Annotated in this window: 23 protein-coding genes; 8 read left to right on the top strand and 15 right to left on the bottom strand. The window is 67.7% G+C overall.

The window, feature by feature from the left end:
* The first annotated feature begins 6 nt into the window (after nucleotides 1-6).
* On the top strand, nucleotides 7-1,053 hold the full coding sequence (locus tag ACX9NE_RS22585) for an LLM class F420-dependent oxidoreductase (RefSeq protein ID WP_459363297.1): 1,047 nt from the start codon (nucleotides 7-9) through the stop codon (nucleotides 1,051-1,053).
* Nucleotides 1,054-1,067: 14 nt separating this feature from the next.
* Here the strand turns inward: ACX9NE_RS22585 and ACX9NE_RS22580 are convergent, their stop codons facing one another.
* The 9 genes from ACX9NE_RS22580 to eccCa all read right to left on the bottom strand — a co-directional run bounded on the left by ACX9NE_RS22580 (nucleotide 1,068) and on the right by eccCa (nucleotide 10,692).
* A complete protein-coding gene (locus ACX9NE_RS22580) occupies nucleotides 1,068-2,381 on the bottom strand; it encodes a hypothetical protein (protein ID WP_459363296.1) in 1,314 nt (437 codons plus the stop codon).
* 2 nt (nucleotides 2,382-2,383) lie between these two features.
* On the bottom strand, nucleotides 2,384-2,671 hold the full coding sequence (locus tag ACX9NE_RS22575; RefSeq protein ID WP_459363295.1) for a type VII secretion target: 288 nt from the start codon (nucleotides 2,669-2,671) through the stop codon (nucleotides 2,384-2,386).
* Between the two features lie 44 nt (nucleotides 2,672-2,715).
* Nucleotides 2,716-4,053: a phosphoglucosamine mutase gene (gene glmM / locus ACX9NE_RS22570; protein ID WP_459363294.1), complete on the bottom strand. Its 1,338-nt coding sequence runs from the start codon at nucleotides 4,051-4,053 to the stop codon at nucleotides 2,716-2,718.
* Between the two features lie 129 nt (nucleotides 4,054-4,182).
* Nucleotides 4,183-4,638 (bottom strand): 30S ribosomal protein S9, encoded by a 456-nt coding sequence (rpsI, locus tag ACX9NE_RS22565; RefSeq protein ID WP_459363293.1) that lies wholly within the window; start codon nucleotides 4,636-4,638, stop codon nucleotides 4,183-4,185.
* Nucleotides 4,635-5,078: a 50S ribosomal protein L13 gene (rplM, locus tag ACX9NE_RS22560; protein ID WP_459363292.1), complete on the bottom strand. Its 444-nt coding sequence runs from the start codon at nucleotides 5,076-5,078 to the stop codon at nucleotides 4,635-4,637. The genes rpsI and rplM overlap by 4 nt, the downstream gene beginning before the upstream one ends.
* Before the next feature lie 171 nt (nucleotides 5,079-5,249).
* On the bottom strand, nucleotides 5,250-5,546 hold the full coding sequence (locus tag ACX9NE_RS22555) for a WXG100 family type VII secretion target (RefSeq protein ID WP_459363291.1): 297 nt from the start codon (nucleotides 5,544-5,546) through the stop codon (nucleotides 5,250-5,252).
* 14 nt (nucleotides 5,547-5,560) lie between these two features.
* Nucleotides 5,561-5,887: a WXG100 family type VII secretion target gene (locus tag ACX9NE_RS22550; RefSeq protein ID WP_459363290.1), complete on the bottom strand. Its 327-nt coding sequence runs from the start codon at nucleotides 5,885-5,887 to the stop codon at nucleotides 5,561-5,563.
* 69 nt (nucleotides 5,888-5,956) lie between these two features.
* Nucleotides 5,957-7,138, bottom strand: a complete 1,182-nt coding sequence (locus tag ACX9NE_RS22545; RefSeq protein WP_459363289.1) for a type VII secretion-associated protein — start codon at nucleotides 7,136-7,138, stop codon at nucleotides 5,957-5,959.
* On the bottom strand, nucleotides 7,135-10,692 hold the full coding sequence (eccCa, locus tag ACX9NE_RS22540; protein WP_459363288.1) for a type VII secretion protein EccCa: 3,558 nt from the start codon (nucleotides 10,690-10,692) through the stop codon (nucleotides 7,135-7,137). The genes ACX9NE_RS22545 and eccCa overlap by 4 nt, the downstream gene beginning before the upstream one ends.
* 113 nt (nucleotides 10,693-10,805) lie before the next feature.
* Between eccCa and eccD the strand changes: the two genes are divergently transcribed.
* Nucleotides 10,806-12,140 carry a type VII secretion integral membrane protein EccD gene (gene eccD, locus ACX9NE_RS22535; RefSeq protein WP_459363287.1) on the top strand — a complete coding sequence of 445 codons (1,335 nt, stop codon included), beginning with the start codon at nucleotides 10,806-10,808 and terminating at the stop codon, nucleotides 12,138-12,140.
* A complete protein-coding gene (gene mycP / locus ACX9NE_RS22530) occupies nucleotides 12,137-13,450 on the top strand; it encodes a type VII secretion-associated serine protease mycosin (RefSeq protein WP_459363286.1) in 1,314 nt (437 codons plus the stop codon). Before eccD ends, mycP begins: the two co-directional genes overlap by 4 nt.
* On the opposite strand, the gene eccB is transcribed toward mycP, so the two are convergent.
* On the bottom strand, nucleotides 13,415-14,800 hold the full coding sequence (gene eccB / locus ACX9NE_RS22525; protein WP_459363285.1) for a type VII secretion protein EccB: 1,386 nt from the start codon (nucleotides 14,798-14,800) through the stop codon (nucleotides 13,415-13,417). The two genes, mycP and eccB, sit on opposite strands and share 36 nt — an antisense overlap.
* A gap of 119 nt (nucleotides 14,801-14,919) precedes the next feature.
* On the opposite strand from eccB, the gene ACX9NE_RS22520 reads away from it, so the two are divergent.
* From ACX9NE_RS22520 to ACX9NE_RS22500, 5 genes are all read left to right on the top strand, one after another.
* A complete protein-coding gene (locus ACX9NE_RS22520; protein ID WP_459363284.1) occupies nucleotides 14,920-15,711 on the top strand; it encodes a cutinase family protein in 792 nt (263 codons plus the stop codon).
* Nucleotides 15,712-15,741: 30 nt separating this feature from the next.
* Entirely contained in the window at nucleotides 15,742-16,380 is a 639-nt protein-coding gene (locus ACX9NE_RS22515; protein ID WP_459363283.1) for a cutinase family protein, read from the top strand.
* A 134-nt stretch (nucleotides 16,381-16,514) separates the two neighbouring features.
* Nucleotides 16,515-18,164 (top strand): purine-cytosine permease family protein, encoded by a 1,650-nt coding sequence (locus tag ACX9NE_RS22510; protein ID WP_459363282.1) that lies wholly within the window; start codon nucleotides 16,515-16,517, stop codon nucleotides 18,162-18,164.
* A gap of 134 nt (nucleotides 18,165-18,298) precedes the next feature.
* The gene (locus ACX9NE_RS22505) at nucleotides 18,299-19,345 is read left to right on the top strand and encodes a PPE family protein (protein ID WP_459363281.1); all 1,047 of its coding nucleotides are present in this window, start codon (nucleotides 18,299-18,301) and stop codon (nucleotides 19,343-19,345) included.
* A gap of 13 nt (nucleotides 19,346-19,358) precedes the next feature.
* The gene (locus tag ACX9NE_RS22500) at nucleotides 19,359-20,486 is read left to right on the top strand and encodes a PPE family protein (RefSeq protein ID WP_459363280.1); all 1,128 of its coding nucleotides are present in this window, start codon (nucleotides 19,359-19,361) and stop codon (nucleotides 20,484-20,486) included.
* On the opposite strand, the gene truA is transcribed toward ACX9NE_RS22500, so the two are convergent.
* The 5 genes from truA to rpsK form a co-directional block, all read right to left on the bottom strand.
* Nucleotides 20,483-21,325, bottom strand: coding sequence for a tRNA pseudouridine(38-40) synthase TruA (gene truA, locus ACX9NE_RS22495; RefSeq protein ID WP_459363335.1), 843 nt, complete (start codon nucleotides 21,323-21,325; stop codon nucleotides 20,483-20,485). The genes ACX9NE_RS22500 and truA overlap by 4 nt on opposite strands.
* Nucleotides 21,321-21,956 carry a 50S ribosomal protein L17 gene (gene rplQ / locus ACX9NE_RS22490; RefSeq protein ID WP_459363279.1) on the bottom strand — a complete coding sequence of 212 codons (636 nt, stop codon included), beginning with the start codon at nucleotides 21,954-21,956 and terminating at the stop codon, nucleotides 21,321-21,323. Before rplQ ends, truA begins: the two co-directional genes overlap by 5 nt.
* A gap of 32 nt (nucleotides 21,957-21,988) precedes the next feature.
* A complete protein-coding gene (locus tag ACX9NE_RS22485) occupies nucleotides 21,989-23,032 on the bottom strand; it encodes a DNA-directed RNA polymerase subunit alpha (protein ID WP_459363278.1) in 1,044 nt (347 codons plus the stop codon).
* 130 nt (nucleotides 23,033-23,162) lie between these two features.
* Complete coding sequence (gene rpsD / locus ACX9NE_RS22480; protein ID WP_459363277.1) at nucleotides 23,163-23,768, bottom strand: 30S ribosomal protein S4; 606 nt, start codon at nucleotides 23,766-23,768, stop codon at nucleotides 23,163-23,165.
* A gap of 18 nt (nucleotides 23,769-23,786) precedes the next feature.
* Nucleotides 23,787-24,206 (bottom strand): 30S ribosomal protein S11, encoded by a 420-nt coding sequence (gene rpsK, locus ACX9NE_RS22475; protein ID WP_158015564.1) that lies wholly within the window; start codon nucleotides 24,204-24,206, stop codon nucleotides 23,787-23,789.
* Between the last annotated feature and the right edge of the window lie 2 nt (nucleotides 24,207-24,208).

Below are 24,208 nucleotides of genomic sequence, written 5' to 3'. Positions count from 1 at the left end.
TCGTTGATGCGAATCGGTGTCGCGCTGGACTATTCGGGCGGATTCCACGAAGCCGTCGACCGCGTCGTGGAACTCGAGAAGGCCGGTATCGATGTTGCGATGGTCGCCGAGGCCTATGCTTTCGACGCCATCAGTCAGTTGGGGTTTCTGGCGGCCAAAACGAGCACCGTCGAACTTGCTTCGGGCGTGCTGCCCCTCTACATCCGCACGCCCACGCTGCTGGCGATGACGGCCGCCGGCCTGGACTACGTATCCGGCGGCAGATTCCATCTCGGCATCGGAACCTCCGGCCCCCAGGTAATCGAAGGATTTCACGGCGTCGAGTTCGACGCCCCCCTGGGCCGCACCCGCGAAGCCGTGGAAATCTGCCGGCAGGTGTGGCGCCGGCAGCAGCCGCTGCAATACGCCGGCACGCACTACCAGATCCCGCTGCCCGCCGACCGTGGAACGGGTCTGGGCAAGCCGCTTGAGCTTATCAATCATCCTGTGCGCGAACGCATTCCGAGTCCGATTGCGGCACTGGGCCCGAAGAACGTCGAACTCGCGGCGGAGATCGCCGAGGGATGGCAGCCAGCGTTCTACTATCCGGACAAAGCCCATCTGGTGTGGGGAAAGGCGTTGGCGGCGGGTGCGGCCAAGCGCGATCGAGCGCTCGGCCCGCTCGACGTCATGGTCGGAACGGCGCTGGCGATCGGCGAGGACGTCGAAGACCGGTTCGGCTGGATCAAACCGCAGCTGGCGCTGTACATCGGCGGGATGGGCGCCAGGGGGCGCAACTTCTACCACCGCCTGGCGACCAGATACGGCTTCGGCGAGGCCGCCGACCGGATCCAGGACCTCTACCTGGCCGGCCGCCAACGCGAGGCGATCGAGGCGCTTCCCGGCGAGCTGGTGCGTGGGGTGTCGCTGATCGGGCCGCGCGGCTTCGTCGCCGAACGGCTCGCCGCTTTCGCCGAGGCCGGGGTGACGACGTTGTTGGTGCGACCGGCGACCACCGACCCCGGTGAGGCCGTTCGCTACGTCGAGGAGCTGCTGGAACTCCGGCAGTCCTGACGCCGTCCCACGTTTCACTGGCCGGCCTGCGGAAGCTCGTTCGCCGCGATCTCACACGGCGTCGATGCGGCGGGAAGCGGCATCGGCGGCGGCGCGGCCGCCGGCGGCCCGGCAGCCGCCGGCTCGGGAGTCCGCGGCCCGGCCCCCGGCGACTCGGTTGCCGGTCTCGGCGGGCCGAGCGGTTCTGAGGCCGGGACCGCGACGTCGCCGGCCCGCGGGACCGGCTCGGAACTCCGCGGCTCATCGGGTGCTTCGAGCGGGTCCGGTTCGCGCCCGTCCTGCGCGTCGTCTTCGAACAGATCGTCACCGGATGCGTCGGCGCCCGGCCCCAGCACGTCGCCCAGGGCGGCAATGATGCGATTGGCAAGACCAGCGAGCCCGCTCAGGTCTGCCGGGATGGTGTTGCCGGCGAGCCCACCGACGCCTTGTGACATCCCCGGGTCCTCGGACCATCCCGTATCCACGGCCGGAGTAGGTGGCATCGGACCTGGATTGGCTGCGTCAGCAAACGGGTGCGTGGCGAGCGGCGATGCCGCCGTCGAGGGCGCGGTGCCGAGTTGCCGACCCGGCGTCCCCGTCGGCAGGGCGGTGCCGGGCACGGCACGCCCTGTCGTCACCGTCGCCGGTCGTACCGGTTGACCGGCCGTCCCGAAATCGCCCGGCACTTCGAAGCACACCCGCGGCGCGGCCGCCAGCCGGTCAATGACCATGTCATAGGCGGCCGTGATCCCCGCATGGGCGGATAACATCGCCGAGCGCCAGTCACGTCGAATGTCGTTGTCCACGTATGGCTTTATCTGCTGGTCGACCACCTCTCGGGCGGACGCCTGAGTCATCACCGAGGCAGCCGCGGCCAACCATGCCGGCCGGTGCGCGAGCGTGCGGTCGTCGATCGCGAGGGTTGTCGAGACCTTGGCGTCCACCATGTGCCACAGGTTGTCCCGCAGCGACTCGCACCGCTGGGCCGCCGCTCGAACCTCGGCCACGACCGCGCCGGCAGTGCCGCAATGACGCTGCAGCAAACCGACCGCGGAGTCGGCACCGGATCCGGTCCACGCGGTGCCCAGGACGGCGATTTGATCACGCAGCAACCGCAGCGCTTCGGTGAGCACCGATCCCGCGGCGCGCAGGGCCGCGCAGTCGGCGCCGAGAGCCTGCAGATCGAGTCCGTCTTCGCTCGCGTACAAGTCGGCGATGTACGCAGGATCCCCGGTCAGGTCCGGATCCCGATAACCGATCTGCCGGCAGGCGTGCAGATAACTCCGCATGTGCTCGATCGCGGGCAACCCCTCAGCCACGCGCCCTGCGACGTCCAACCACCCGGCCACGATCAGGCGATCCGGGCCGCGGCATGCAGCTCGGCCTGGGCGTAGCGGTCGACCTCGGCGCGCAACGCGACGGCGATCTCGACCGCAGCCCGCGACCACTGCGACAAATCCTCCGCCAGGCGGTGCAGCCCCGATCGGACCGCATCTCCGCGCGCGGCGTAGGACCGGCCGGCCCGGGCGCCGTCAAAAGCCAACCCCGCCAAGTGTCGTGATACTGCGTTGTCGATCAGTTCAGCCGCGTCGTCGATCCGGTCAGCGATGCTGCGCACATCCGCGCTATCGAGTCTCATAACCACTTCGACGCCGCACGGGGCGCCGGGGTTCCACCGGGTTTCTAGCCGGCGGCGCTGACCGCGTCGGCCACTCCCGTGGCCAGCCGCCGCGCAATGTCCTCGTCCGCCGCCTCCACCATGACGCGGATCAAAGGCTCGGTTCCCGAGGGCCGCAACAGGATTCGCCCGGTGTCGCCAAGCTCGGCCTCGGCCTCCCGCACGGCGGTCTGTACCGAGGGCGCAGCAGCGGCGTTGGCCTTGTCGGCCACCTGTACGTTGATGAGCACCTGCGGCAGGGTCTGCATCGCCGAGGCCAACGTGGCCAGTGATGAACCAGTTTGGACCATGCGCGTCATCAAGCGCAGGCCGGTGACGATGCCGTCGCCGGTTGAGCCCAGTGCCGGCATGACGATGTGGCCGGATTGCTCGCCGCCGAGGCTGTAATCGCCGGCGCGCAGTTCCTCGAGTACATAGCGGTCTCCGACGCCGGTGGTGCGAACGGTCACCCCGGCCGCACGCATGGCCAGGTGCAGGCCGAGGTTGCTCATCACCGTCGCCACCAGCGTGTCGGAGGCCAGCTCGCCGGCCTCCTTCATGGCCAGGGCCAGCACCACCATGATGGTGTCGCCGTCGACAAGTTCGCCGTTGGCGTCCACAGCCAGGCAGCGGTCGGCGTCTCCGTCGTGGGCGAGGCCCAGGTCGGCGCGATGCGCGACGACGGCCGCCCGCAACGCGTCCAGGTGGGTGGAGCCGCAGCGCTCGTTGATGTTGAGGCCGTTGGGTTCGGCGTTGATCGCGATGACCCGCGCACCGGCGGCGCGGTAGGCGTTCGGTGCCGCCACGGAGGCCGCGCCGTGGGCGCAGTCGACCACCACGGTCAGCCCGTCCAGCCGGTGGGTGCTGGCTTTACCGACATGGCGCAGGTAGCGTTCGGCGGCGTCCTCGGCGTCGACGACCCGGCCGATCCCCGCGCCGACGGGACGCAGTCCGGGGCCCGCAGCGACCAGGTTCTCGATCTGGTCTTCGGTGTCATCGTCCAGTTTGTGGCCACCGGGACCGAAAATTTTGATGCCGTTGTCGGGCATCGGGTTGTGCGACGCCGAGATCATCACGCCGAAATCGGCGTCGTAGGCTCCGGTCAGATACGCCACCGCCGGTGTCGGGAGCACCCCGACCCGCAGCGCGTCCACGCCTTCGCTGCTCAAACCCGCGATGACCGCGGCCTCGAGCATCTCGCCGCTGGCCCGCGGATCGCGGCCGATCACAGCGACGCGCCGGCCGGGGCCGCTTGAACTCGCCAGGTGACGTGCCGCGGCGGCGCCCAGCGCGAGCGCCAGCTCGGCGGTCAACTCGCGATTGGCGACTCCGCGGACGCCGTCGGTGCCGAATAGTCGACCCATGCGGACAAACCTCTCACAGTTGGCTCACATTTGTGCACTGTGCACATACCCACTGTTGGCTGCGAGCGAGCGGACCAGCCGCGCGACACGCCGAATGATGCCCGCTCGCAGCCAAAAAGTGGCCCCTGATCAGCGCTTGCTGTACTGAGGCGCCTTGCGGGCCTTCTTGAGGCCGTACTTCTTGCGTTCGGTGGCGCGCGGGTCACGAGTCAGGAAGCCGGCCTTCTTCAGCGCCGGCCTGTCCTCGGGGTTTGCCACGATCAGTGCACGGGCGATGCCCAGACGCAGCGCGCCGGCCTGCCCGGACGGGCCGCCGCCGTGCAGCAGGGCGTAGATGTCGTAGCTGTCCAACCGCTCCACGGTGACCAGCGGCGCCTTGATCAGCTGCTGGTGCACCTTGTTCGGGAAGTAGTCCTCCAGGCTGCGTCCGTTGAGGTCGAACTTGCCGGTGCCGGGCACCAGGCGCACCCGTACCACGGCCTCCTTGCGGCGGCCGACGGTCTGGATAGGACGCTCGAAGACGAACGACTCACTCTCGACCACGGCTTCAGCGACGTCGGTGGTTTCCAAACTGGTCTCGGTCACTGCGCCACCTGCTTGATCTCGAACGGAACCGGCTGTTGAGCGGTGTGGGGATGCTCCGGGCCTGCGTAGACGCGCAGCTTCTTCTGGATCTGACGGCTCAGCTTGTTCTTGGGCAACATGCCGACGATCGCCTTCTCCACCACCCGGTCGGGGTGCTTTTCCAGCAGCTCACCGATGCTGCGCTTGCGCAGACCGCCGGGATACCCCGAGTGGTTGTAGGCCATCTTGCTCTGCAGTTTGTCGCCGCTGATGGCGACCTTGTCGGCGTTGATGACGATGACGAAGTCACCGCCGTCGACGTTGGGCGCGAACGTGGGCTTGTGCTTGCCACGCAGCAGGTTCGCCGCTGCGACGGCAAGGCGGCCAAGCACGACGTCCGTGGCGTCGATGACATACCACGACCTCGTGGTGTCACCCGCCTTGGGCGCGTATGTGGGCACGGCGCTTACCTTCTCTTCTCTCGGGTGGATCCCGGTGCGAACCGGGGGCCGGTCAGGCGTGGTTAAGGCTGGTCTCGGCGACCGACAGTGACCCGAGGACCCTATGTACCCGTAGGTACCCGCACGCCAACGGAGCAGCTTACCGAGGCGTATCCCCGCAGGTCAAAATCACTAGCACCGCCAGCTGCCGGCCGCGCGGCGGTCTGCGGCGGCCACCTCGTCGGCGCCGTCGCGGACCGCGTGCCCCAACTCGACGAGAATCTCGTTGAGCGCGGTGGCCGCGCGGTGCCAATTGAGCTGTTCGACCTGGTAGGCCGCGGCCGCCTGCCGCGTCCACAGTTGCTGCAGCGGCGCGATCTGCGCCCGCAGCTCCTCGAGCGCGGCGTTCAGGCGTGCCGCGGTGGTGTGAATCTCCTGCCGAACGGTGTGTTCGATGGCATCAAAGTTGTACGAGAGCCCCGCATCCATCGCTGCTCTCCTCCTCAGAGCCTGCCGCCGGCCGCGGCGATGTGATCGGCATGACTCTGCCCGGCTTGCCGCAGTGTGGCCTCGTTGCTCCGGATCGTTTCGGCGATGGACGCGAGCACGTGATGAAGCCGCGTGGACTCGGCGTTCCAGCGATCCACCACCTCCTTGAAGCGTGCCGCGGCAGGGCCGCCCCAGACCGAAGGCGGCACACTGCCTACCCGGCCGATGAAAGCGTGCAACATGGCCCGGATTTCCTCGTTACGGACATCGGTGGTGGCAGCGACCGATCTCATCAGGTCGAAGTCGGCGTTCAGTTCGTGGGTGGTGACCGGCGTGGTCATGTTCTTCTCCTGTCTGTCGATAGATTCGACCGCGCACGGGCCGGTTTGGTTCCCGCAATTTTCCGAAGCTCAGTCCAGCGCGTGTGCGGTGCGCACGGCCTGATCGCAGGCAGCGCGGACGGCGTCCCAGTCCGCGGGACTGCTCTGGCATCCGACACTGATTCGCACCGATCCGTCGAGGAACACCGACCACCGCACCTCGTGTGCCGTGCGGACTTCGCGGTAGGTCACCGCCGGCCGGCCCGCACTGTTCCCGGCAGGGTTGAAGTCGACGAACACGCCGGCCCGTTCGGCATCCAGGGCCCTTCGCAACCGCTCGGCGGACCCGGCCGGCGTTTCGCCGGGCGTGGGTGTTTGCGTGACCAGCAACGCCGTCTCGGGATCTGACGGCGAAGTGAGCTGCAGTCGCGCCGAACCGGGCCCGCCGAGCACGCGCCGCGCCGGCCAGCTCGCCGGGACGGTCAACGCCACACGGCCCTCCACCAAAACCGTCGTCGCCGCCTCTTCGGTGGTCGGGCGCGGATTCTCGAAGCGCCCGGCGGCCACTGCCAAACCCACCATCGACGCGGCGGCGCCCGCGAGCACCAGCCGCACGACCGGTCGGCCACTGGACCGCGGACCCGGCACCGGTTCTTCCGTTGCGCCGGGAATCAGCGCTGCGGCGCTGACCAGTCGATCCAGTTCCTCGTCGTCGACGGTCGTGACGGTCCGTCCGGCCCCGACCACGCCGGCGATCAACGCTGCCAGCTGCGGCGCTCCGCAGACCGCACCCGGTGCGTCGATCAGCACGTTGTCCTGGTGCGAAGTTGAGACGACGCGGCCGACCTCACGGGCGACGGCTTGCTCGTCGGTGAGCCGTGGCACGGCCACCAGCTCGCGTGCCGTGATCGCCACCAGGCGTTCGGCGATCTCCACCAGCACCGACGGATGTTGTGTCAGCAACCATGACCGCGGCCGCACCTCGGCGTCGTCGCCCCCCACCGCCCGCGCGGCCGCGGTGACCACAGCGGTGCGCGACGCCGGCCACCATGACGGATGTACGACGGTCATGCCGCAATGCCCGTCGGCCAGCGAGCGCAGCACAGCGCACCACAGCGCATCGACAGCGATCGGCCGCTCGTCCACCAGCGCCACCGGGTCGTCGATCGCGTCTACAGCGGCCACCAGACAGTCGCTGATTTCTGTTGTCCCGCAACATGGTCGGCGGACGACTCCGGGACCCGCAACGACAACGGCGCGGTGCGCGGTCATGCCGGTGGGCTCCAGGCGACCTGAATCAGCTCGTCGATGCCGGGCCGGGTGATCAACGTGCCGCGTCCGGGCGGCAGCGGGACCGGTGGCCTCGATCCGAGCAGAACCCCCTCTTCGGAGCGCCCGCTCATCACCAGTCCCATAGAGCCAAGTTCACGCAGGCCGGCCAGCAGCGGCTCGAACAGCGCCCGCGCCGCGCCTCCGCTACGCCTGGCCACAATCACATGCAACCCCAGATCTGCTGAGTAAGGCAGATATTCGAGCAGTTGCAGTAGCGGTTGTGCGGCCGAGCCGGCGACCAGATCGTAGTCGTCGACCACGATGTAGAGGTCGGGACCGGTCCACCAGGATCGGGCGCGCAGTTGGGTCGGGCTGACCTCGGCGGCGGGCATCCGTGCCCGCAGCCGTTCGACCACGTCCGCTACCACAGCACTCAAGGCCGCAGGCGACATGGCGTAGCCGCCGAGATGATCGGACTCGACGACACCGAGCAGGGTGCGCCGGAAGTCGACAAGCATGAGCCGGGCCTGGGCCGGGGTCCGGGTGCGGACGATCTCGCGGCACAGTGTGCGCAGCACAGCGGTCTTGCCGCAGCCATTGTCGCCCAGGATCAGCAGGTGCGGATCGGCTCCGAAATCTAGTGCAACAGAGCGCAATTTACACTCGCTGAGGCCGATGACGATGTCGTCTCGGTGTTGGTCGGCGCAGATCACTGTCTGGTAGTCGACTTCGCTGGGCAGCAACGGTATCGGAGGCGCTGCGCGCCCGCTCCGGCACAGCGCGAGTCCGTCCCGGACGGGCAGGGCGATCAGCATGTGCTTGCCGTCGCCACAAAGGCCGCGACCGGGACGGTCGATCGGCACCAGGCGGGCCTGCCGGCGATCGACCTCGGAATCCGCGGCATCGCCTAGCCGCAGTTCGATACGGGTACCGAGTTGATCCTTGAGCGCCGGCCGGAATTCCGCCCAGCGGGTCGCCGTCAACACGATGTGCACTCGGTACGAAAGTCCTTGGGCTGCAAGCGCGGTGATGGTCTCCGCGGCCGCGTCGAATTCCTGGCGCAGGCCGGCCCACCCGTCGACGACGAGAAACAGATGGGCGAACGATCCGAGCGTCCCGCCGTCGCGAACGAAGGCTTGGCGATCATGCACGGCCGACTCCATTTCAGCGACCACGCGCCGGACGAGTTCGGGCCGGGACCGATCGGCGACCGCGCCGACATGCGCCATGTCGCGCACCGCGGACAGCTCACCGCCGCCGAAGTCCAGGCAGTAGAACTGCACCTGTCCGGGATCATGAGTGGCGGCCAGTGCGGTGATCAGGGTGCCAAGTGCGGTCGATTTTCCTGATCTGGGTGCTCCCACGACCCCAACGTTGCCGGCACCACCGGACAGATCCACCGTCAGCGGTGTCCGGCACTGGTCGAAGGGCCGGTCGACGATCCCGATCGGAGCTGTCAAAGGTGTTGGCCTGCAGTCCTTCAGCAGATCACGCAACAACGGCGGGCCGTCCAGCGGTGGCAACCACACCTGATGGGCGGGCGGCGCCTGGTGCTGCAGTCGCTCCAAAACCGTCCGCAGCACAGACCGACCCGGTGCGGTCGCCACCGGGGTCTGGGCCCCCACGGCTTCGGCGGTGAACCGGCCCACCGCGATCGATGACGGACTCTCGACACCGCCGGCCCGCTCGGTGCCCGAGACATACGCCGCCTGAAACCGAGTGAGTTCCCCGCTCGCGGTCCGCAGGAAGCCGGCGCCCGGATGCAGCGGCAGCTCGTAGGCATCCGGGATGCCCAGCACCGCGCGCGATTCGCCGGCAGACAGCGTCTTCAGGCACATCCGGTAGGACAGGTGAGCGTCCAACCCCCGCAACCGTCCCTCCTCGAGCCGCTGGCTTGCCAGCAACAAATGCATCCCCAGCGAGCGGCCCAGTCGTCCGATCGCAACGAACGTGTCGGCGAAATCCGGATGCTGACTGAGCAGTTCGGAAAACTCGTCGACGATGATGAACAACGTCGGCAGCGGCTCCGACCCGGCCCCGCGAGATTGTTCATAAGCCGCGACGCTGATGACATTGCCAGCTGCGCGGAGCAGCTGTTGACGACGGTTCATCTCACCGGCAAGCGCGTCGCGCATCCGCACCACCAGCGGCGCTTCGTCGGCGAGGTTGGTGATCACGGCCGCCACGTGCGGCGCGCTGGCGAGGTCGAGAAAGGTTGCTCCACCTTTGAAGTCGATGAGCAGCAAATTGAGCACCGCGGGCGAGTTACGCGCCATCATGCCCAGAGCGATGGTGCGCAACAGCTCCGACTTGCCCGATCCCGTAGCGCCTACGCACAGACCGTGTGGACCCGTACCGCGCTCGGCGGCCTCCTTGATGTCCAACTCGACCGGCCGACCGTCGGGTGTGGCTCCGATCGGGACACGCAGTCGCTCCCGGCGGTCTTGGTTGCGCCACAATGTCACAGGGTCGAATCCGGTGAGCGGTTCGATGCCGACCAGGTGGGTCCAGTCATACGGCCGTTGCGGCGACGCGCCCGCAAAACCGGCCATCCGACGCGCGAATACCACAGCGTCGTGACGGTCGAGAAAGTCCGGTGTTGCCGGTATTTCCTTGCCGTCTGCATGACGAATCATCAATGACGTCGCGTGCCCGCCGACCCGCAGCACCGTCGCCCCGGCAAGCGCGCTGTCGTCGCCGTCCGGGCCGTCGATGACCACCACCACCCGCGGCGACACAACCGCTGCCAGCGCGGCGTGCGCTTCGGCGGCGCTTCGGTACATCATCCGCGCCGGCCCGGCCCGGTCCGCGGCGACGGGGTGCTGGTTATGCGGAAGCCATTTCAGCCAGTCCCACTCAGACCGGTCGCGCGCGACGCCGGCGATCCGTAACTGCTGTGGTGCGTGCGATGTCGCCAGCTGACAGATCATCGCGCGGAGCAGTCCGCGCACCATCGTCGCGTCACCGTCGACGGTGACGGTGTCCGCCACCGCCAGTGTGATCGCGACCGGCACATCGACCAGGGCGGAATGCGTTCGCACAAAGCGGCGCAGGGCGAGGATGGTGACGGGATCACAGCGCTGCGCCGACGGGGTCGGCGCGGCGACCAACGGGGTCGCGAGCGGGACACATCCCAGACCGACCCTGACCCGGCAGAAGTCCGGATCAGCGGATTGTCGCGGCCACATCCGCGCTCCGCCGACCAGCGTCCACAGCGTGTCAGGGTCCGGATGTGCCAGCTTCATCGAATGACGTTGCGTCACAGCGACTTCGGTGACTCGGTCGCGCAGTCCACGCAAGTATGCGAGGTACTCATCCCGGTCGATGCTGATCGCCAAGCCACGGCGCCTCCCGATCGTCAGCGCCAGGGAGGCGAGCATCATCACCGGCATGGCCAGCAACGCAGGATTGCGTGCCCCCGGCGATGCCTTGACGAACACCGCCACGGTGACGCCCACTGTAAGAACAGACATCACGACGGGCAGCATCAGCGGACTCGACATTGCCGGTCGCGGCACCTCGGGAGGGGCAGCGATCTCGATGACCGCAGGCATAGTCCGGGTAACCTAGGCAGCACGACAGCTCAGCGCAATTCATCTGTGTACAAGCCCAGTTCGGCTGTGAACGGTGCATGCGCCCTACCCACGAACCGTCTATCGTCCCAACCATGTCTGCATCCGATCCGGTCCTGCGCCGCGTCGCGGTACACGCCGACCGCGCCGTGATCGACCTGACGCTGCCCGCTACCGTGCCCGTCGCGGAATTGATCCCGGCGATAGTCGACATCGTGGGCGGTGCAGCGCCGGCCACGCGCTACCGGTTGGCCCGGCTCGGGGCATCCCCGCTGCCGAACTCGACAACGTTGAGGCAGAACGGCATTGGCGACGGGGCGGTCCTCGTTCTGAGCCGTGAGACGCCCGCGCCCCCAGCGGTGCGCTACGACGACGAGGCCGACGCGGTGGCGGCGACGCTTGCCGAATCGGCCCGCGGCGGCCGGCTGACCGCGATGACGGCGGCGCTGGCCGCCGGCTGCTTCACCGCTGTGGGCGCGCTGGCGCTGATACGGAGCGCGTATAACGCCAGCGAGTATGCCGACAACCTCGCCGCGGGTGCGGCCGTCGCCGCAACCCTGACCCTGCTCGTGGCGGTGCTGGTACTGCGGCTTCGCCACGACCGGATCGCCGGCCTCACACTCAGCGTCATCGCCACGATGATTGCCGCCGTCGCCGGCCTGCTCGCGGTACCAGCTGCCCCCGGCGCCCACCACGTGCTGCTCGCGGCGATGGCCGCGGCCACCACTGCCACCGTCGCGACACGGGTAAATCGAAGTGCTGCAACCGCATTGGCGGCGATCGCTTATTGCGCACTGATCATCGCGGCAGCGGCACTGGCTGGTGCCGTTACCGGAGCACCGGCGCACGTCGTCGGATCGCTGACCGCGCTGGCCGGCCTCGGCCTGATCGAGGCGGCACCGCGACTGTCGATCCGGGTGGCCGGCCTGAAGCCCGGACTGGACCCGGACGACGGGCGAACCGCAGACGCACTGAAGGCCCGCGCCGGGCGAGCCCGCAGCCTGCTGAGCAGCCTGCGCGCCGGTTTCGCGTCCGCAGCCGCCGCCGGCGCCGTTGCCGCGGCACTGGCAACACCGCGGGCCATCGCCCTGGCCACGCTCACCGGGGTATTGCTGATGTGGCACCCCCGGGCCGACCGCGCCCGAGGACCGGTGTTCGCCACCGCCGGAATAAGCACAATCACAATCGCATTCGGTGCCGGTGCGCTCGCCGCGCCGAAGCACGCGCCGTGGATCGCGGTGCTGGCCGCGACCGCGGCCGCGGTGGCGATCTACGCGGGCTTCGTCGCTCCCGTGGTGACGCTTTCGCCGATGGCCGACCGCAGCCTTCACGCATTGGGGTGCATCGCACTCGCCGCGGTGGTCCCGCTGGCGTGCTGGACATGTGGCGCGTTCGGGGCCGTCCGCGGCCTGAACATCCTCCGGGCGTGAGCGCGGGCCGAACGGCGTGCCTGGTCCTCACCGCAGTGCTGGTTGGCCAGTGCGGCACGCCGCCGGCGCACGCGGTGACAGCTCCGCCGGTCGACGAAAAGTGGCTTCCCGCAGCCGCCTTGCCGTCACCGGCGCAGCGCGTCGTACAACGCCAGACGTGCGCGTTGGCGACGGCAGTCCCGGACAACGCTGAGGTACCGGCCCAGCTGGCCGGCTTCGATCTGCCGCAGATCTGGCGGCTCACCCGGGGCGCCGGACAGCGGGTTGCAGTCATCGATACCGGCGTTCACCGACATCCTCGCCTGAAGGAGCTCATCGGCGGCGGCGATTACGTGGCCACCGGCGACGGAACTCAGGACTGTGACGCCCATGGCACACTCGTGGCCGGAATCATCGCCGCCACACCAGGTCCCAAGTTCACCGGCGTGGCCCCGGATGTCACGTTGATCAGCATTCGGCAGTCGAGCTCAAAGTTCGTCGCGTCCGCCGACCCGTCCGGTACCGGTGTAGGCGACGTCGCGACGTTGGCCCGGGCTGTTCGCACCGCCGCCGATCTCGGTGCATCGGTCATCAACATCTCCTCGGTCGCCTGCGCTCCCGCTGCCAAGGCACCGGATGATCGAGCGCTGGGCGCGGCGCTCGCCTACGCGGTGGACACCAAGAACGCCGTTGTCGTTGCGGCCGCGGGCAACACCGGCGGTCCGGCGCAATGTCCACCGCAACCGCCCGACGTCACCCGTGACACCGTCGCGGTGGTCGTCAGCCCCGCCTGGTACGACGACTACGTTCTCACCGTCGGTTCGGTGGATTCCCGAGGCGCGCCCTCATCGTTCACGCTGGCCGGCCCCTGGGTGGATGTGGCGGCCACCGGTGAAGGCGTGACGTCACTGGACCCGGCCGGCGACGGGATCGTGAACCGCCTCGCCGGTCCGGCGCTGATCTCGGGCACCAGCTACGCAGCCCCGCTCGTCGCCGGGCTCGCGGCCCTGATCCGGGCGCGCTTTCCCGAACTGACCGCGCGCCAGGTGATGCAACGCATCGAGGCCACCGCGCATCATCCGGCCGCGGGTTGGGATCCGCTCGTCGGCAACGGCCCGGTCGACGCCCTTGCGGCAGTCAGCACGGACACCACTGCGTCGAGCGTCCCGGCGGCCCCCAAACCGCTGACCGTGTCGCCGCCCGCGACCAGTACCCCGCCGGATCGGCGCTACCGCGCGCTCGGCGGCGCCGCGGTCTGTCTTGTCGTGCTGCTGGCGGCGCTGGTACGTCGACGGTCAGGGTTGCGCGGCGACCGTATCGCGGGCGACTGACGCTTTTTCCCGACTCAGTTCCGGCCCGCACGGCAGCGCGCTCAGCACGGGCCACGGCGCGGCCGCCGGTGCTGCGGGCAGACCAAGAGCGTGCGCCGCATCTTCGTCGTGGATGGCGAACCGCACCCCGGTCTCGGTCACCAGATAGCGCGTGTCCATCCTGCGCTGGTCACCCGTCTGACTCACCGACGCCACGTAGGCGCTGCGGCCGGACGGGATGGAGAACGAATCCACCGCGGGCCCACGGCCGTCGGCCTGCGTCAGGGCCACGGGGACGGGAAACCGCGTGCCGGTGCCCGCCATGACCACGACGTCTGGCCGGCCCGATTCAACAGGGGTCCACGCCACGCACAGTGCCGCACCGGCGATATCCGACGGTGCCTGGTCCGGAAATTTGGACACCGGCAAGGTGTTGACGATCGGAGCTGCACGGAGCAGGTCGGGGGGCACGGTGATGACATCGGCGGACCCCTGGGAGACGCTGAAGCGCAGCACATCCGCGATGATCTGGCTGATTCGCTGGACTCCGCTGTCGAGCACGACGTAATACTCGTCACCGGCTGACCGTGTGATTCGCAGCACATTGCCGACCTGGAAACCCGGCAGCCACGCCCCGGCCGGCGCTCCGGCTCCGCGAATGCGGGGCGCCGCGATGGGCGGCCCCTCCGTGAGCGCATTCAGCAAAGTCTGCGAGACGATGCGCGGGGTGTGCTCTTGCAACCTCAGCGAGCGCACGATGGCGCGGTCGGCAACATTCACCAGCGCGCGTTGCCCGTGATAGAGCAGATACGCGGGGGCACCGGCGCCAACCGCCACCAGGACGGCCCGCTGCGCATCGATGCGGTCCACCGGCAGGCCCGATACCGGCCCGACGAACACCGATGTTCCCGCGGTTGCGTCACCGTCACACACCGTCCAGGCCGATTCCGTCATCGGCAGCGTTGCGGTCAACAACTGCGGCGCACCCGGGATACCAAGCAAAGGGCCGCGTTTCGTGCGAGAAAGCCGGGACTCGGGTACCGGCCGCGGATTCACGCTGGTCCCGGTGATCAATCGCGCCGAGGCCAGGTTGAGCACCGGATGCCAGGTGTCGCCGACCCGCACAAACAACGCTCCCGATGCCTCGTCCATCACCATCCCCGCATCGCCGAGACCTGGCTGCGGCCACAGCTGGCTGGCGATCAAGCAACCCACCAGGGCGACCAGCGTCACACCGCAGCCGATTGCCAGCGAAACCCGCCGCGGTCCGACCGACCTCGCGAAGTCCGCACCCAGCAATGCACCTTCCATACGGTGCAGGAGATAGCGGCTGGCGCTGACCTGCAGCCAGGTTGCCGCCTGCGGAGGCACTCATTCCCCCTGTCGTCGCCTGGTACGCCCGTCACCGTAGCCCGTCCGACGAAGCTGTCTCGCCGGTTATCCACAGCCGCTCGGGTTTTGCCCTGCTGTGTCGCGGGTAAAATCTCGGCGTGTACCAGCACTTCATCCGCCTGGCCGGTCGGGCCGGCTTAGGCCTTGCAGCCCTGTCCGCCGCCGTCCTGCCCGTCAGTGCGCTGGCCGCGGCTCCGTCCGCCCGAGCCGACGACTGCGCGGACGCCGAGGTCATCTTCGCCCGAGGGACCAACGAGGCACCCGGCCTGGGCCGCGTGGGTGATGCCTTCGTGGAGTCGCTGCGCCAGCAGACCAGCGGCCTGAGCATCAGGACCTACGGGGTGAACTATGCGGCGAGCAAGTTGCAGCTGCATGGTGGTGACGGCGCCAACGACGTGATCTCACACGTCAAATCGACCGTGACCGCCTGCCCTAACACCAAGATCGTGCTGGGCGGCTACTCGCAAGGGGCCTCGGTGATGGACATCGTGGCCGGCGTTCCGATCGGCGGCATCAGCTGGGGCAGCTCCCTGCCGCCGGAGTATGTCGACAACATCGCGGCGGTCGTCACATTCGGGGACATCGCCGACCGGGCCGGGGGATCACTGCCGACCAAGAGCACCCTGCTGGGGGCCAAAGCCGTCGATTACTGCAATCCGCAGGACCCGATCTGCCACGCCGGGTCCGGCAATGAATGGAGCGGCCACACTGAAGGCTACGTACCGGTGTACACCACCCAGGGCGCAGCTTTCGCCGCATCGAAGCTGATGAACGGCACCCCACATATGCCCGGTCAGCTGCCGCTGCTTCCGCAGATCCCGGGCAGCGTCCCGCAGGTGCCCGACGCTCCCTCCACCGCGGTGCAGCAGCCCGTGGTTCAGGTGCACTGACACCCTGTCAGTAACGCCTAGCATGGGGCCATGAGATGTGTCCCGCTGCGTCGGTTGGCGGCCGCCGTACTCGCGGCGGCCGCTCTCTTGATCGCCCCGCCGCTGGCGCCACCCGCGCACGCGGCCTGCCCAGACGTCGAGGTGATCTTCGCCCGCGGCACCGGTGAACCGCTCGGTCTCGGTCGCGTCGGTAACGCCCTCGTGGGGGCACTGCGCGCGCAGACCGGCCGCGACGTCGGCGCCTACGGCGTGAATTATCCGGCGAGCAGAGACTTCCTCGCCGCCGCCGACGGCGCCAACGACGCCAGCGACCACGTTCAGCAGATGGCCAACGCCTGCCCTGACACGAGACTGGTGCTTGGTGGCTACTCGCAGGGCGCGGCGGTCATCGACATCGTCACCGCCGCCCCGCTACCCGGTCTCGGTTTCACCCAGCCGTTGCCGGCCGAAGCCGCCGATCACGTCTCGGCGGTCACCCTGTTCGGCAATCCGTCCGGCCGGGCCGGAGGGCTGTTGACCGCGTTGAGCCCGCAGTTCGGCGGCAAGATTCTCAACCTGTGCAACGAGGGCGACCCGATATGTTCCGACGGCAACGTGTGGAAGTCGCACCTCGGTTACGTCCCCGGCCTGACCACTGAGGCCGCGACCTTCGTTGCCGGCAAGCTCTAGCGCCAATTGGCACTGCGGGCTGCAGGACGGCTAGTATCACCGAACCTCACCGATGACGCTGATCGAAATATTCACTTTCAGCTATTGCCAAGGGCTTTCGCAGTTTACTGGCAGTTTTGCGCCCGGGAGGATCGATGCAGAGGCTCGCAGCCGAGACCACCGACGCATCCGAACTCGGCAACACGGCGTCCACCGCGCAGACGCTTGAGGATTACACGCTGCGGTTCGCCCCGCGGCACTACCGCAGATGGTCGCCCGCGGTAGTGGGGATATCCGCGCTCGGTGGCATCGCCTACCTTGCGGACTTCGCGATCGGCGCCAACGTCGGCATCACCTGCGGTACCGGAAACGCATTGTGGGGCATCGGCATCTTCGCAATGGTGGTGTTGGCCAGCGGGTTTCCGTTGGCCTACTACGCGGCGCGTTACAACATCGACCTGGATCTGATCACCCGCGGCAGTGGATTCGGCTACTACGGGTCGGTGGTCACCAACGTGATCTTCGCAACCTTCACCTTCATTTTCTTTGCGCTCGAGGGCTCGATCATGGCGCAGGGTCTCCAACTGGGCCTGCACGTTCCGTTGTGGCTCGGTTACGCCAGTTCGACCTTGCTGATCTTCCCCTTGGTGATGTACGGCATGAAAGTTCTTTCCCAGTTGCAGCTTTGGACTACTCCGCTGTGGCTGGCACTGATGGTGGCGCCATTTGCCTACCTGGTATTGAGCCACCCCGATTCCATCGGTCAATTCTTGGCCTATCCCGGCAGCCGGGGCGGGGGCGGCGTCAACCTCGGCTCGGCTCTGCTGGCCGCGGGTGTGTGCTTGTCGCTGATCGCCCAGATCGCCGAACAGATCGACTATCTGCGCTTCATGCCACCACGCACTCCGGAGAATTCACGCCGGTGGTGGACATGGACGGTGCTCGCCGGGCCCGGTTGGGTCGTTTTCGGCGCGATCAAGCAAATCATCGGTCTGTTCCTGGCGGTCTACCTGATCTCCCATGTCGCGGGTGCCACGGACATAGCCAATGTGCCGGTGCACCAGTTCACGCAGATCTACCGCAATTTCATGCCGGGCTGGCTGGCACTGACCCTCGCGGTGATTCTGGTGGTCATCAGCCAGATCAAAATCAATGTGACAAACGCTTATTCGGGCTCGCTGGCATGGACCAATTCGTTCACACGCGTCACCAAGCACTACCCCGGACGCGTGTTGTTCCTCGGGGTGAATCTCGGCATCGCGTTGATCCTGATGGAAGCCAACATGTTTGACTTTCTGAACACCATTCTGGGCGGCTACGCGAATTGCGGGATAGCGTGGGTGGTGACGGTCGCATCCGACATCGCCTTCAACAAGTACCTGCTCGGCCTGTCGCCTCGCTCGCCGGAGTTTCGGCGCGGAATGCTGTACGCGGTCAACCCCGTTGGCTTCGGGTCCATGCTTCTTGCCGCCGGCTTGTCGATCATCGCATTCTTCGGTGGTCTTGGTGAGTCATTGCGGCCTTATTCTCCGCTGGTGGCGATCGCCATTGCGTTGGTGATGCCACCGATCCTGGCGATCTGCACCAGAGGTAAGTACTACCTGCGCCGCACCGATGACGGCATCGATCTGCCCTCGTACGACGAGCACGGTAACCCCTCGGATGAACAGTTGAACTGTCATGTGTGCTTTCACGATTACGAAAGGCCCGACATGATGGCCTGTCAGAAACACGACGCGTTCATCTGTTCGCTGTGCTTATCCACCGACAGCGCCGCCGTCCACGTAATGCCGGCATCCCGATAGCATCGTGATGGCTTTTTATATCCTGCGACTATTATTGCAATAGGATATTATTGGCCAGGCCGCCTTAGTGCTGACCCATCGATGTCGCAGCAGGCCGGTGTTCCCTACCCATGAAGGCCTGGACCGCTACTGACATGCCTGTGCACCCATACGCGTTCGGGGCGCTGCCGCCCGAGATCAACTCCGGTCGCATGTACACCGGAGTGGGTCCGGGTCCCATGCTGGCCGCGGCAACCGCCTGGGACGCCCTGGCGGCCGAACTCTACTCGGCGGCCAGCGGGTACAGCGCGGCGCTCTCGGACCTGACCGGCCTGGCCTGGCTGGGCCCCTCGTCGGTTGCCATGGTCGCCGCCGCCAAACCCTATGTCGCGTGGTTGCAGACGACTGCTTCGCAGGCCGAGCAGACCGGCCTGCAAGCGCGGGCCGCCGCCGCGGCATACGAGGCAGCCTTCGCGATGACCGTGCCGCCGCCGGTCATCGCGGCCAACCGACTCCTATTGCTGGCGTTGATCGCCACCAACTTCTTTGGACAGAACACCGGTGCGATCGCCGCCGCCGAGTCTGAATACGTCGAGTTCTGGGCCCAAGACGCCACCGCGATGTACACCTACGCCGAAAGCTCGGCAGCCGCCTCGGCGCTGTCTCCGTTCGGACCGCCGCCAACGAGCACCAGCGCGGACGACCTGCTCGCGCGGGGCGCAGCGGTAGCCAAAGCCGTTGCCGTGCAGTCGCATTGGCTGCCGATACTTCCCACCAAAGACTGGAACGCGCTGGTCGACACGTGGGGTCTGGCCTACTTCGGCATTGGGATTCTGCAGCTGGGCACCATGTTCGCGCAACAATTCCTGTCCGAGCCGGTCAGCGCATCGGCATCTGCCGGCGCCGCCATCGCCGCGACCCCGTCCATGGTGAGCGCAACGTCGGCGGCGTCGGCGGCCTCGGCCCAGGCGGCTCGGGTCGGCTTGCTCTCGGTACCACCGAGCTGGGCGTCGTCCGTGTCGACGATCGATGCCGGCCCCCAGTCGACTGCGAGCCGGGTCATGCTCACCGCAACGAGCGCCGCACCGAGTCCCCCGTTTCCTGCCATAGGGCCGGTGAATAGGCAACGCACCGCGGCCCTGGGCCGACGCAGATACGGGCGGCGCTACCGAGTGATGTCGTGCCCGCCGGCTGGGGGCTGAAAGAGGAGGAACAATGGATTTCGGCACACTACCGCCGGAGATCAACTCGATGCGCATGTACACCGGACCGGGGTTGACACCCTTGCAGACCGCCGCGGCGTCATGGAGTTCGTTGGCAGCCGAATTAGCCTCGACGGCAGGCGAATACGAGGAAGCGATCGATCTGCTGCGCAGCGAACAGTGGGCGGGACAATCGTCGGCCGTGATGGCCGAGTCCGTCGCACCCTATGTCGCATGGCTGCGCACCACGGCCGGCCAGGCTGAGCAATCGGGTGTCAAGGCGCGCCTCGCCGCGGCCGCGTATGAAACCGCTTTTCTGGCGACGGTGCCCCCGCCGCAGATCGCGGCGAACCGCTTGCAGCTGACGTCGCTCGTCAGTACGAATCTCCTGGGTCTCAACGGCGCCGCCATCGCCGCCGTAGAAGCCCAGTACGGCGAAATGTGGGCTCAGGATGCAGAGGCCATGTACGGCTATGCCGCCGCCTCGGCCTCCGCCGCGGCGGTGACACCCTATACGCCGCCGCCGCAGACTGCGAGCCCGAGCGCGGCTGCCACGCAGGCCAATGCCGTTACCCGTGCCGCTGCCACCACCGCGGGGGCGACGCAGTCGACACTGGCGGAACTGATCGCCATGGTGCCGGGCGCGTTGAGCGGACTCGCGTCGCCATTGACGGACGCCGCTGGGCCGATCGAGCGCTTTCTCGAGTGGTACGCACCATTCGCCAACTTCTTCTATGACACGCTCGGACTACCCTTCTTCGGTGCCGGTATAGCCAGCTTCTTCGCCGCGACCGCAAAGACGGCCGGGCTGCTGCCTGCGTCCGTGGCGCCCGAAGCTGCCGCGGCCGCAGCCGGTGCGGCGCCAGTGGGCAGTACCGGAGCGGTGACTGCGGCGGCCGGCAGCGCCGGCACGATCGGCAAGCTGTCGGTACCGCCCAGCTGGGCGGGAGCAAGCCTGACGCCGCAAGCCGTACCCGCCTCCGAATGGGTCAGTGACGTGGTCGAGCCGGCCGAATTTGCCTCAACCGGCGGCGTATTGAGCGGCATGCCGGTGGGCAGCTCGGGCCGGCACTCAGCGGCGTCAGGCCCGCGGTACGGAGTCCGTCTCACCGTCATGGGCCGCCCGCCGTCGGCGGGCTAGCGCGTGCGCAGATCCCGGGTGATCAGGTTTCTCGACTCCAGCTGATCGTCCGGCGGGTAGTCCACCCCGATCAGCGTCAGCCCTTGCGGCGGCGCGGCCGCGAAATCGCTGGACCGCGCTGTCGCAGTGAGTAGTTCACGGCACCACTGCGGGTCTCGACGATGCTCACCGACGGCAAGCAGGGCGCCTACCAGAGACCGCACCATGGACCAGCAGAACGCGTCGGCGCTGACGTGCGCGGTGACCAGATGCCCATCGCGTGACCAGTCCAGCCGTTGCAGCTCCCGAATGGTGGTGGCACCGTCGCGGTGTCGACAGAACGCGGCAAAGTCATGCAGGCCCAGCAATTCTCGCGATGCGCTGGTCATCGCATCCAGGTCCAGCGGGCGCGGCCACGCAGTCACGTAACGCACCTGCTGGGGTTCCGCACCATAGGGCGCCATCGACAGCCGATACACGTAATGGCGGCGAAGCGCTGAAAACCGTGCGTCGAAACCGGCCGGCGCGCGGGCGATATCGGTGACCCGGACATCAGCTGGCAGAAACCTGCCCAGCCGTCGCAACAGGGATCCGAATTCCGGGTCCCCCGGCCGATCGGATCGCGAGTAGCCGTTGGGCAGAGCGTCGGCGGGAACGTCGGCATGGGCGACCTGCGCGGTGGCGTGTACGCCGGCGTCGGTACGGCCGGCGGCACGCAACCGCACCGGCGCCCGGAAGATGGTCGTCAGCGCCTCGTCGAGCACGCCGGCGACCGTGCGCCGTTCCGCTTGCGCCGCCCACCCCGCGAAATCGGTTCCGTCGTAGGCGATATCGAGCCGCAGACGGACGAGTTCACTAATTCTCGGTGGCCTCGTCGGTGGCCTGGCCGGCGTCCTCGTCGGTGGCCTGGTCGGCGTCGGAGACGCTAGCCTGCGGCGCCGCAGCCGCGGCCTCGGGGGTGGCTTCCGCGGAGGTGTCGGCCGCAGCCTCCTCGGCTGCCGAGTCGTCCACCGCCTCGGGCTCCACCGCCGCCTGCGGCGCCGCCGCGGCCGCCTCGGGCGCAGCCTTCTTGGTGGCCTTGGTGGCCTGCTGGGCCGCGACCCGGCGTGCCCGGTCGGCCTCCGAGGTCACCGTCTTCTCCCGCACCAGCTCGATCACGGCCATCGGCGCGTTGTCGCCCTTGCGGTTCTCGACCTTGATGATGCGGGTGTAGCCGCCGTCGCGGTCGGAGAAGAACGGCCCGATCTCCGCGAACAGGGTGTGCACCACATCCTTGTCACGGATCTTCTTGAGCACCTCACGCCGGTTGTGCAGGGTGCCCTTCTTGGCGTGGGTGATCAGCTTCTCCGCGTACGGCCGCAACGCCCGCGCCTTGGGCTCGGTGGTCTTGATCCGGCCGTGCTCGAACAGGGACGTTGCCAGGTTGGCCAGGATCGCCTTCTGGTGCGAAGACGACCCGCCGAGGCGAGGTCCCTTGGTGGGCTTGGGCATTGCAGACGCTCCTGTCTAGATGTCGAGAGCAGTTAGAGCTGTTCGGTTTCGGCGTAGTCCGTGTCATCGTAGGCACCCTCGGTGGACCAGGTACCGGTGGCGACGTCGTATCCGGCGACCTCGGACGGGTCGAAGCTGGGCGGGCTGTCCTTGAGCGACAGACCCAGCTGGTGCAGCTTGACCTTCACCTCGTCGATCGACTTCTGCCCGAAGTTGCGGATGTCGAGCAGGTCGGACTCGGTGCGGGAGACCAGTTCGCCGACGGTGTGCACACCCTCGCGCTTGAGGCAGTTGTAGGAGCGGACTGTCAGGTCGAGGTCATCTATGGGCAGCGCGAACGAGGCGATGTGGTCGGCCTCGGCCGGCGACGGCCCGATCTCGATGCCCTCGGCTTCGACGTTCAGTTCGCGTGCCAGCCCGAACAATTCGACCAGGGTCTTACCCGCTGAAGCGAGCGCGTCGCGCGGGGTGATCGAGCTCTTGGTCTCCACGTCGAGGATCAGCTTGTCGAAGTCGGTCCGCTGCTCGACACGGGTGGCGTCCACCTTGTAGGTCACCTTGAGCACCGGCGAGTAGATGGAATCGACTGGAATGCGGCCGATTTCGGCACCCGAGGCCCGGTTCTGCACCGCCGGCACGTAGCCGCGGCCGCGCTCGACGACGAGTTCGACCTCGAGCTTGCCCTTGTCGTTGAGGGTCGCGATGTGCATCGACGGGTTGTGCACGGTGACACCGGCCGGCGGCACGATGTCGCCCGCGGTGACCTCACCCGGGCCCTGCTTACGCAGGTACATGGTGACCGGCTCGTCCTCCTCGGAGGACACCACCAGGCTCTTGAGGTTCAGGATGATGTCGGTGACATCTTCCTTGACGCCGGGCACGGTGGTGAACTCGTGCAGGACACCGTCGATGCGAATGCTGGTGACGGCCGCGCCGGGGATCGACGACAGCAGCGTACGACGCAGCGAATTGCCAAGGGTGTAACCGAATCCGGGCTCCAGCGGTTCGATGACGAACTGGGACCGGTTGTCGGTGAGGATGTCCTCGGACAGGGTGGGCCGCTGAGAGATCAGCATGGTGTTTCTTCTTCTCCTTCTCGGCACCCGCTATTTGATGCCGCTGTGTTGCCCCGCGGCGACCCGCTGCGCCCGGCTTCGCCGCGCTTGCGATCGCCGCAGTACCCGCACCGGCTGGTACGGGACATCTTTACTTCGAGTAGAACTCGACGATCAGCTGCTCGGCGAGCGGGACGTCGATCTGGCTGCGCTCGGGCAGCTGGTGGATCAGGATGCGCTGCCGCTCCCCCACCACCTGCAGCCAGCTCGGTATCGGACGGTCACCCGCGGTCTCCCGCGCGATCTGGAACGGCACCGTGTTCAGCGAATTGTCCCGGACGTCGATGATGTCGTACTGCGACACCCGGTAGCTGGGCACGTTGACGTGTACGCCGTTGACCGAGAAGTGACCGTGACTGACGAGCTGCCGGGCCATCCGGCGGGTACGCGCCAGCCCGGCGCGGTACACGACGTTGTCCAGTCGGCTCTCCAGGATCCGCAACAGTTCCTCACCGGTCTTGCCCGAGTGACGAACGGCCTCTTCGTAGTACCGGCGGAACTGCTTCTCCATCACGCCATAGGTGAAGCGCGCCTTCTGCTTCTCCTGCAGCTGCTGACGGTATTCGCTTTCCTTTACCCGGGCACGGCCGTGCTGGCCGGGCGGGTAGGGGCGCTTCTCGTAGGACTGGTCGCCACCGACGAGGTCGGTGCCCAGCCGGCGGGACTTGCGAGTAACGGGTCCGGTGTAACGAGCCATAGGTATGTCCTCCTGGTCCTAGACGCGCCGACGCTTGGGCGGACGAACGCCGTTGTGCGGCTGGGGAGTGACGTCGGAGATCGCGCCGACCTCCAGGCCGGCGGCCTGCAGCGAGCGGATCGCGGTCTCGCGGCCCGAACCCGGGCCCTTGACGAACACGTCGACCTTGCGCACGCCGTGCTCCTGGGCCTTGCGCGCGGCGTTCTCCGCGGCCAGCTGAGCGGCGAACGGCGTGGACTTACGGGAGCCCTTGAACCCGACGTGACCCGACGAGGCCCAGGCGATGACATTGCCCTGGGGGTCGGTGATCGTCACGATCGTGTTGTTGAATGTGCTCTTGATGTGGGCGGCACCGTGCGGGACGTTCTTCTTCTCCCTGCGGCGGGTCTTCTGGCCCTTCTTGGCGGATGTGGCCTGCCCTTTTTTTGCTGGTGGCATCG

It is taken from the genome of Mycobacterium sp. ML4 (assembly GCF_054515735.1).
This window is presented reverse-complemented; position numbering and strand designations above follow the sequence as displayed.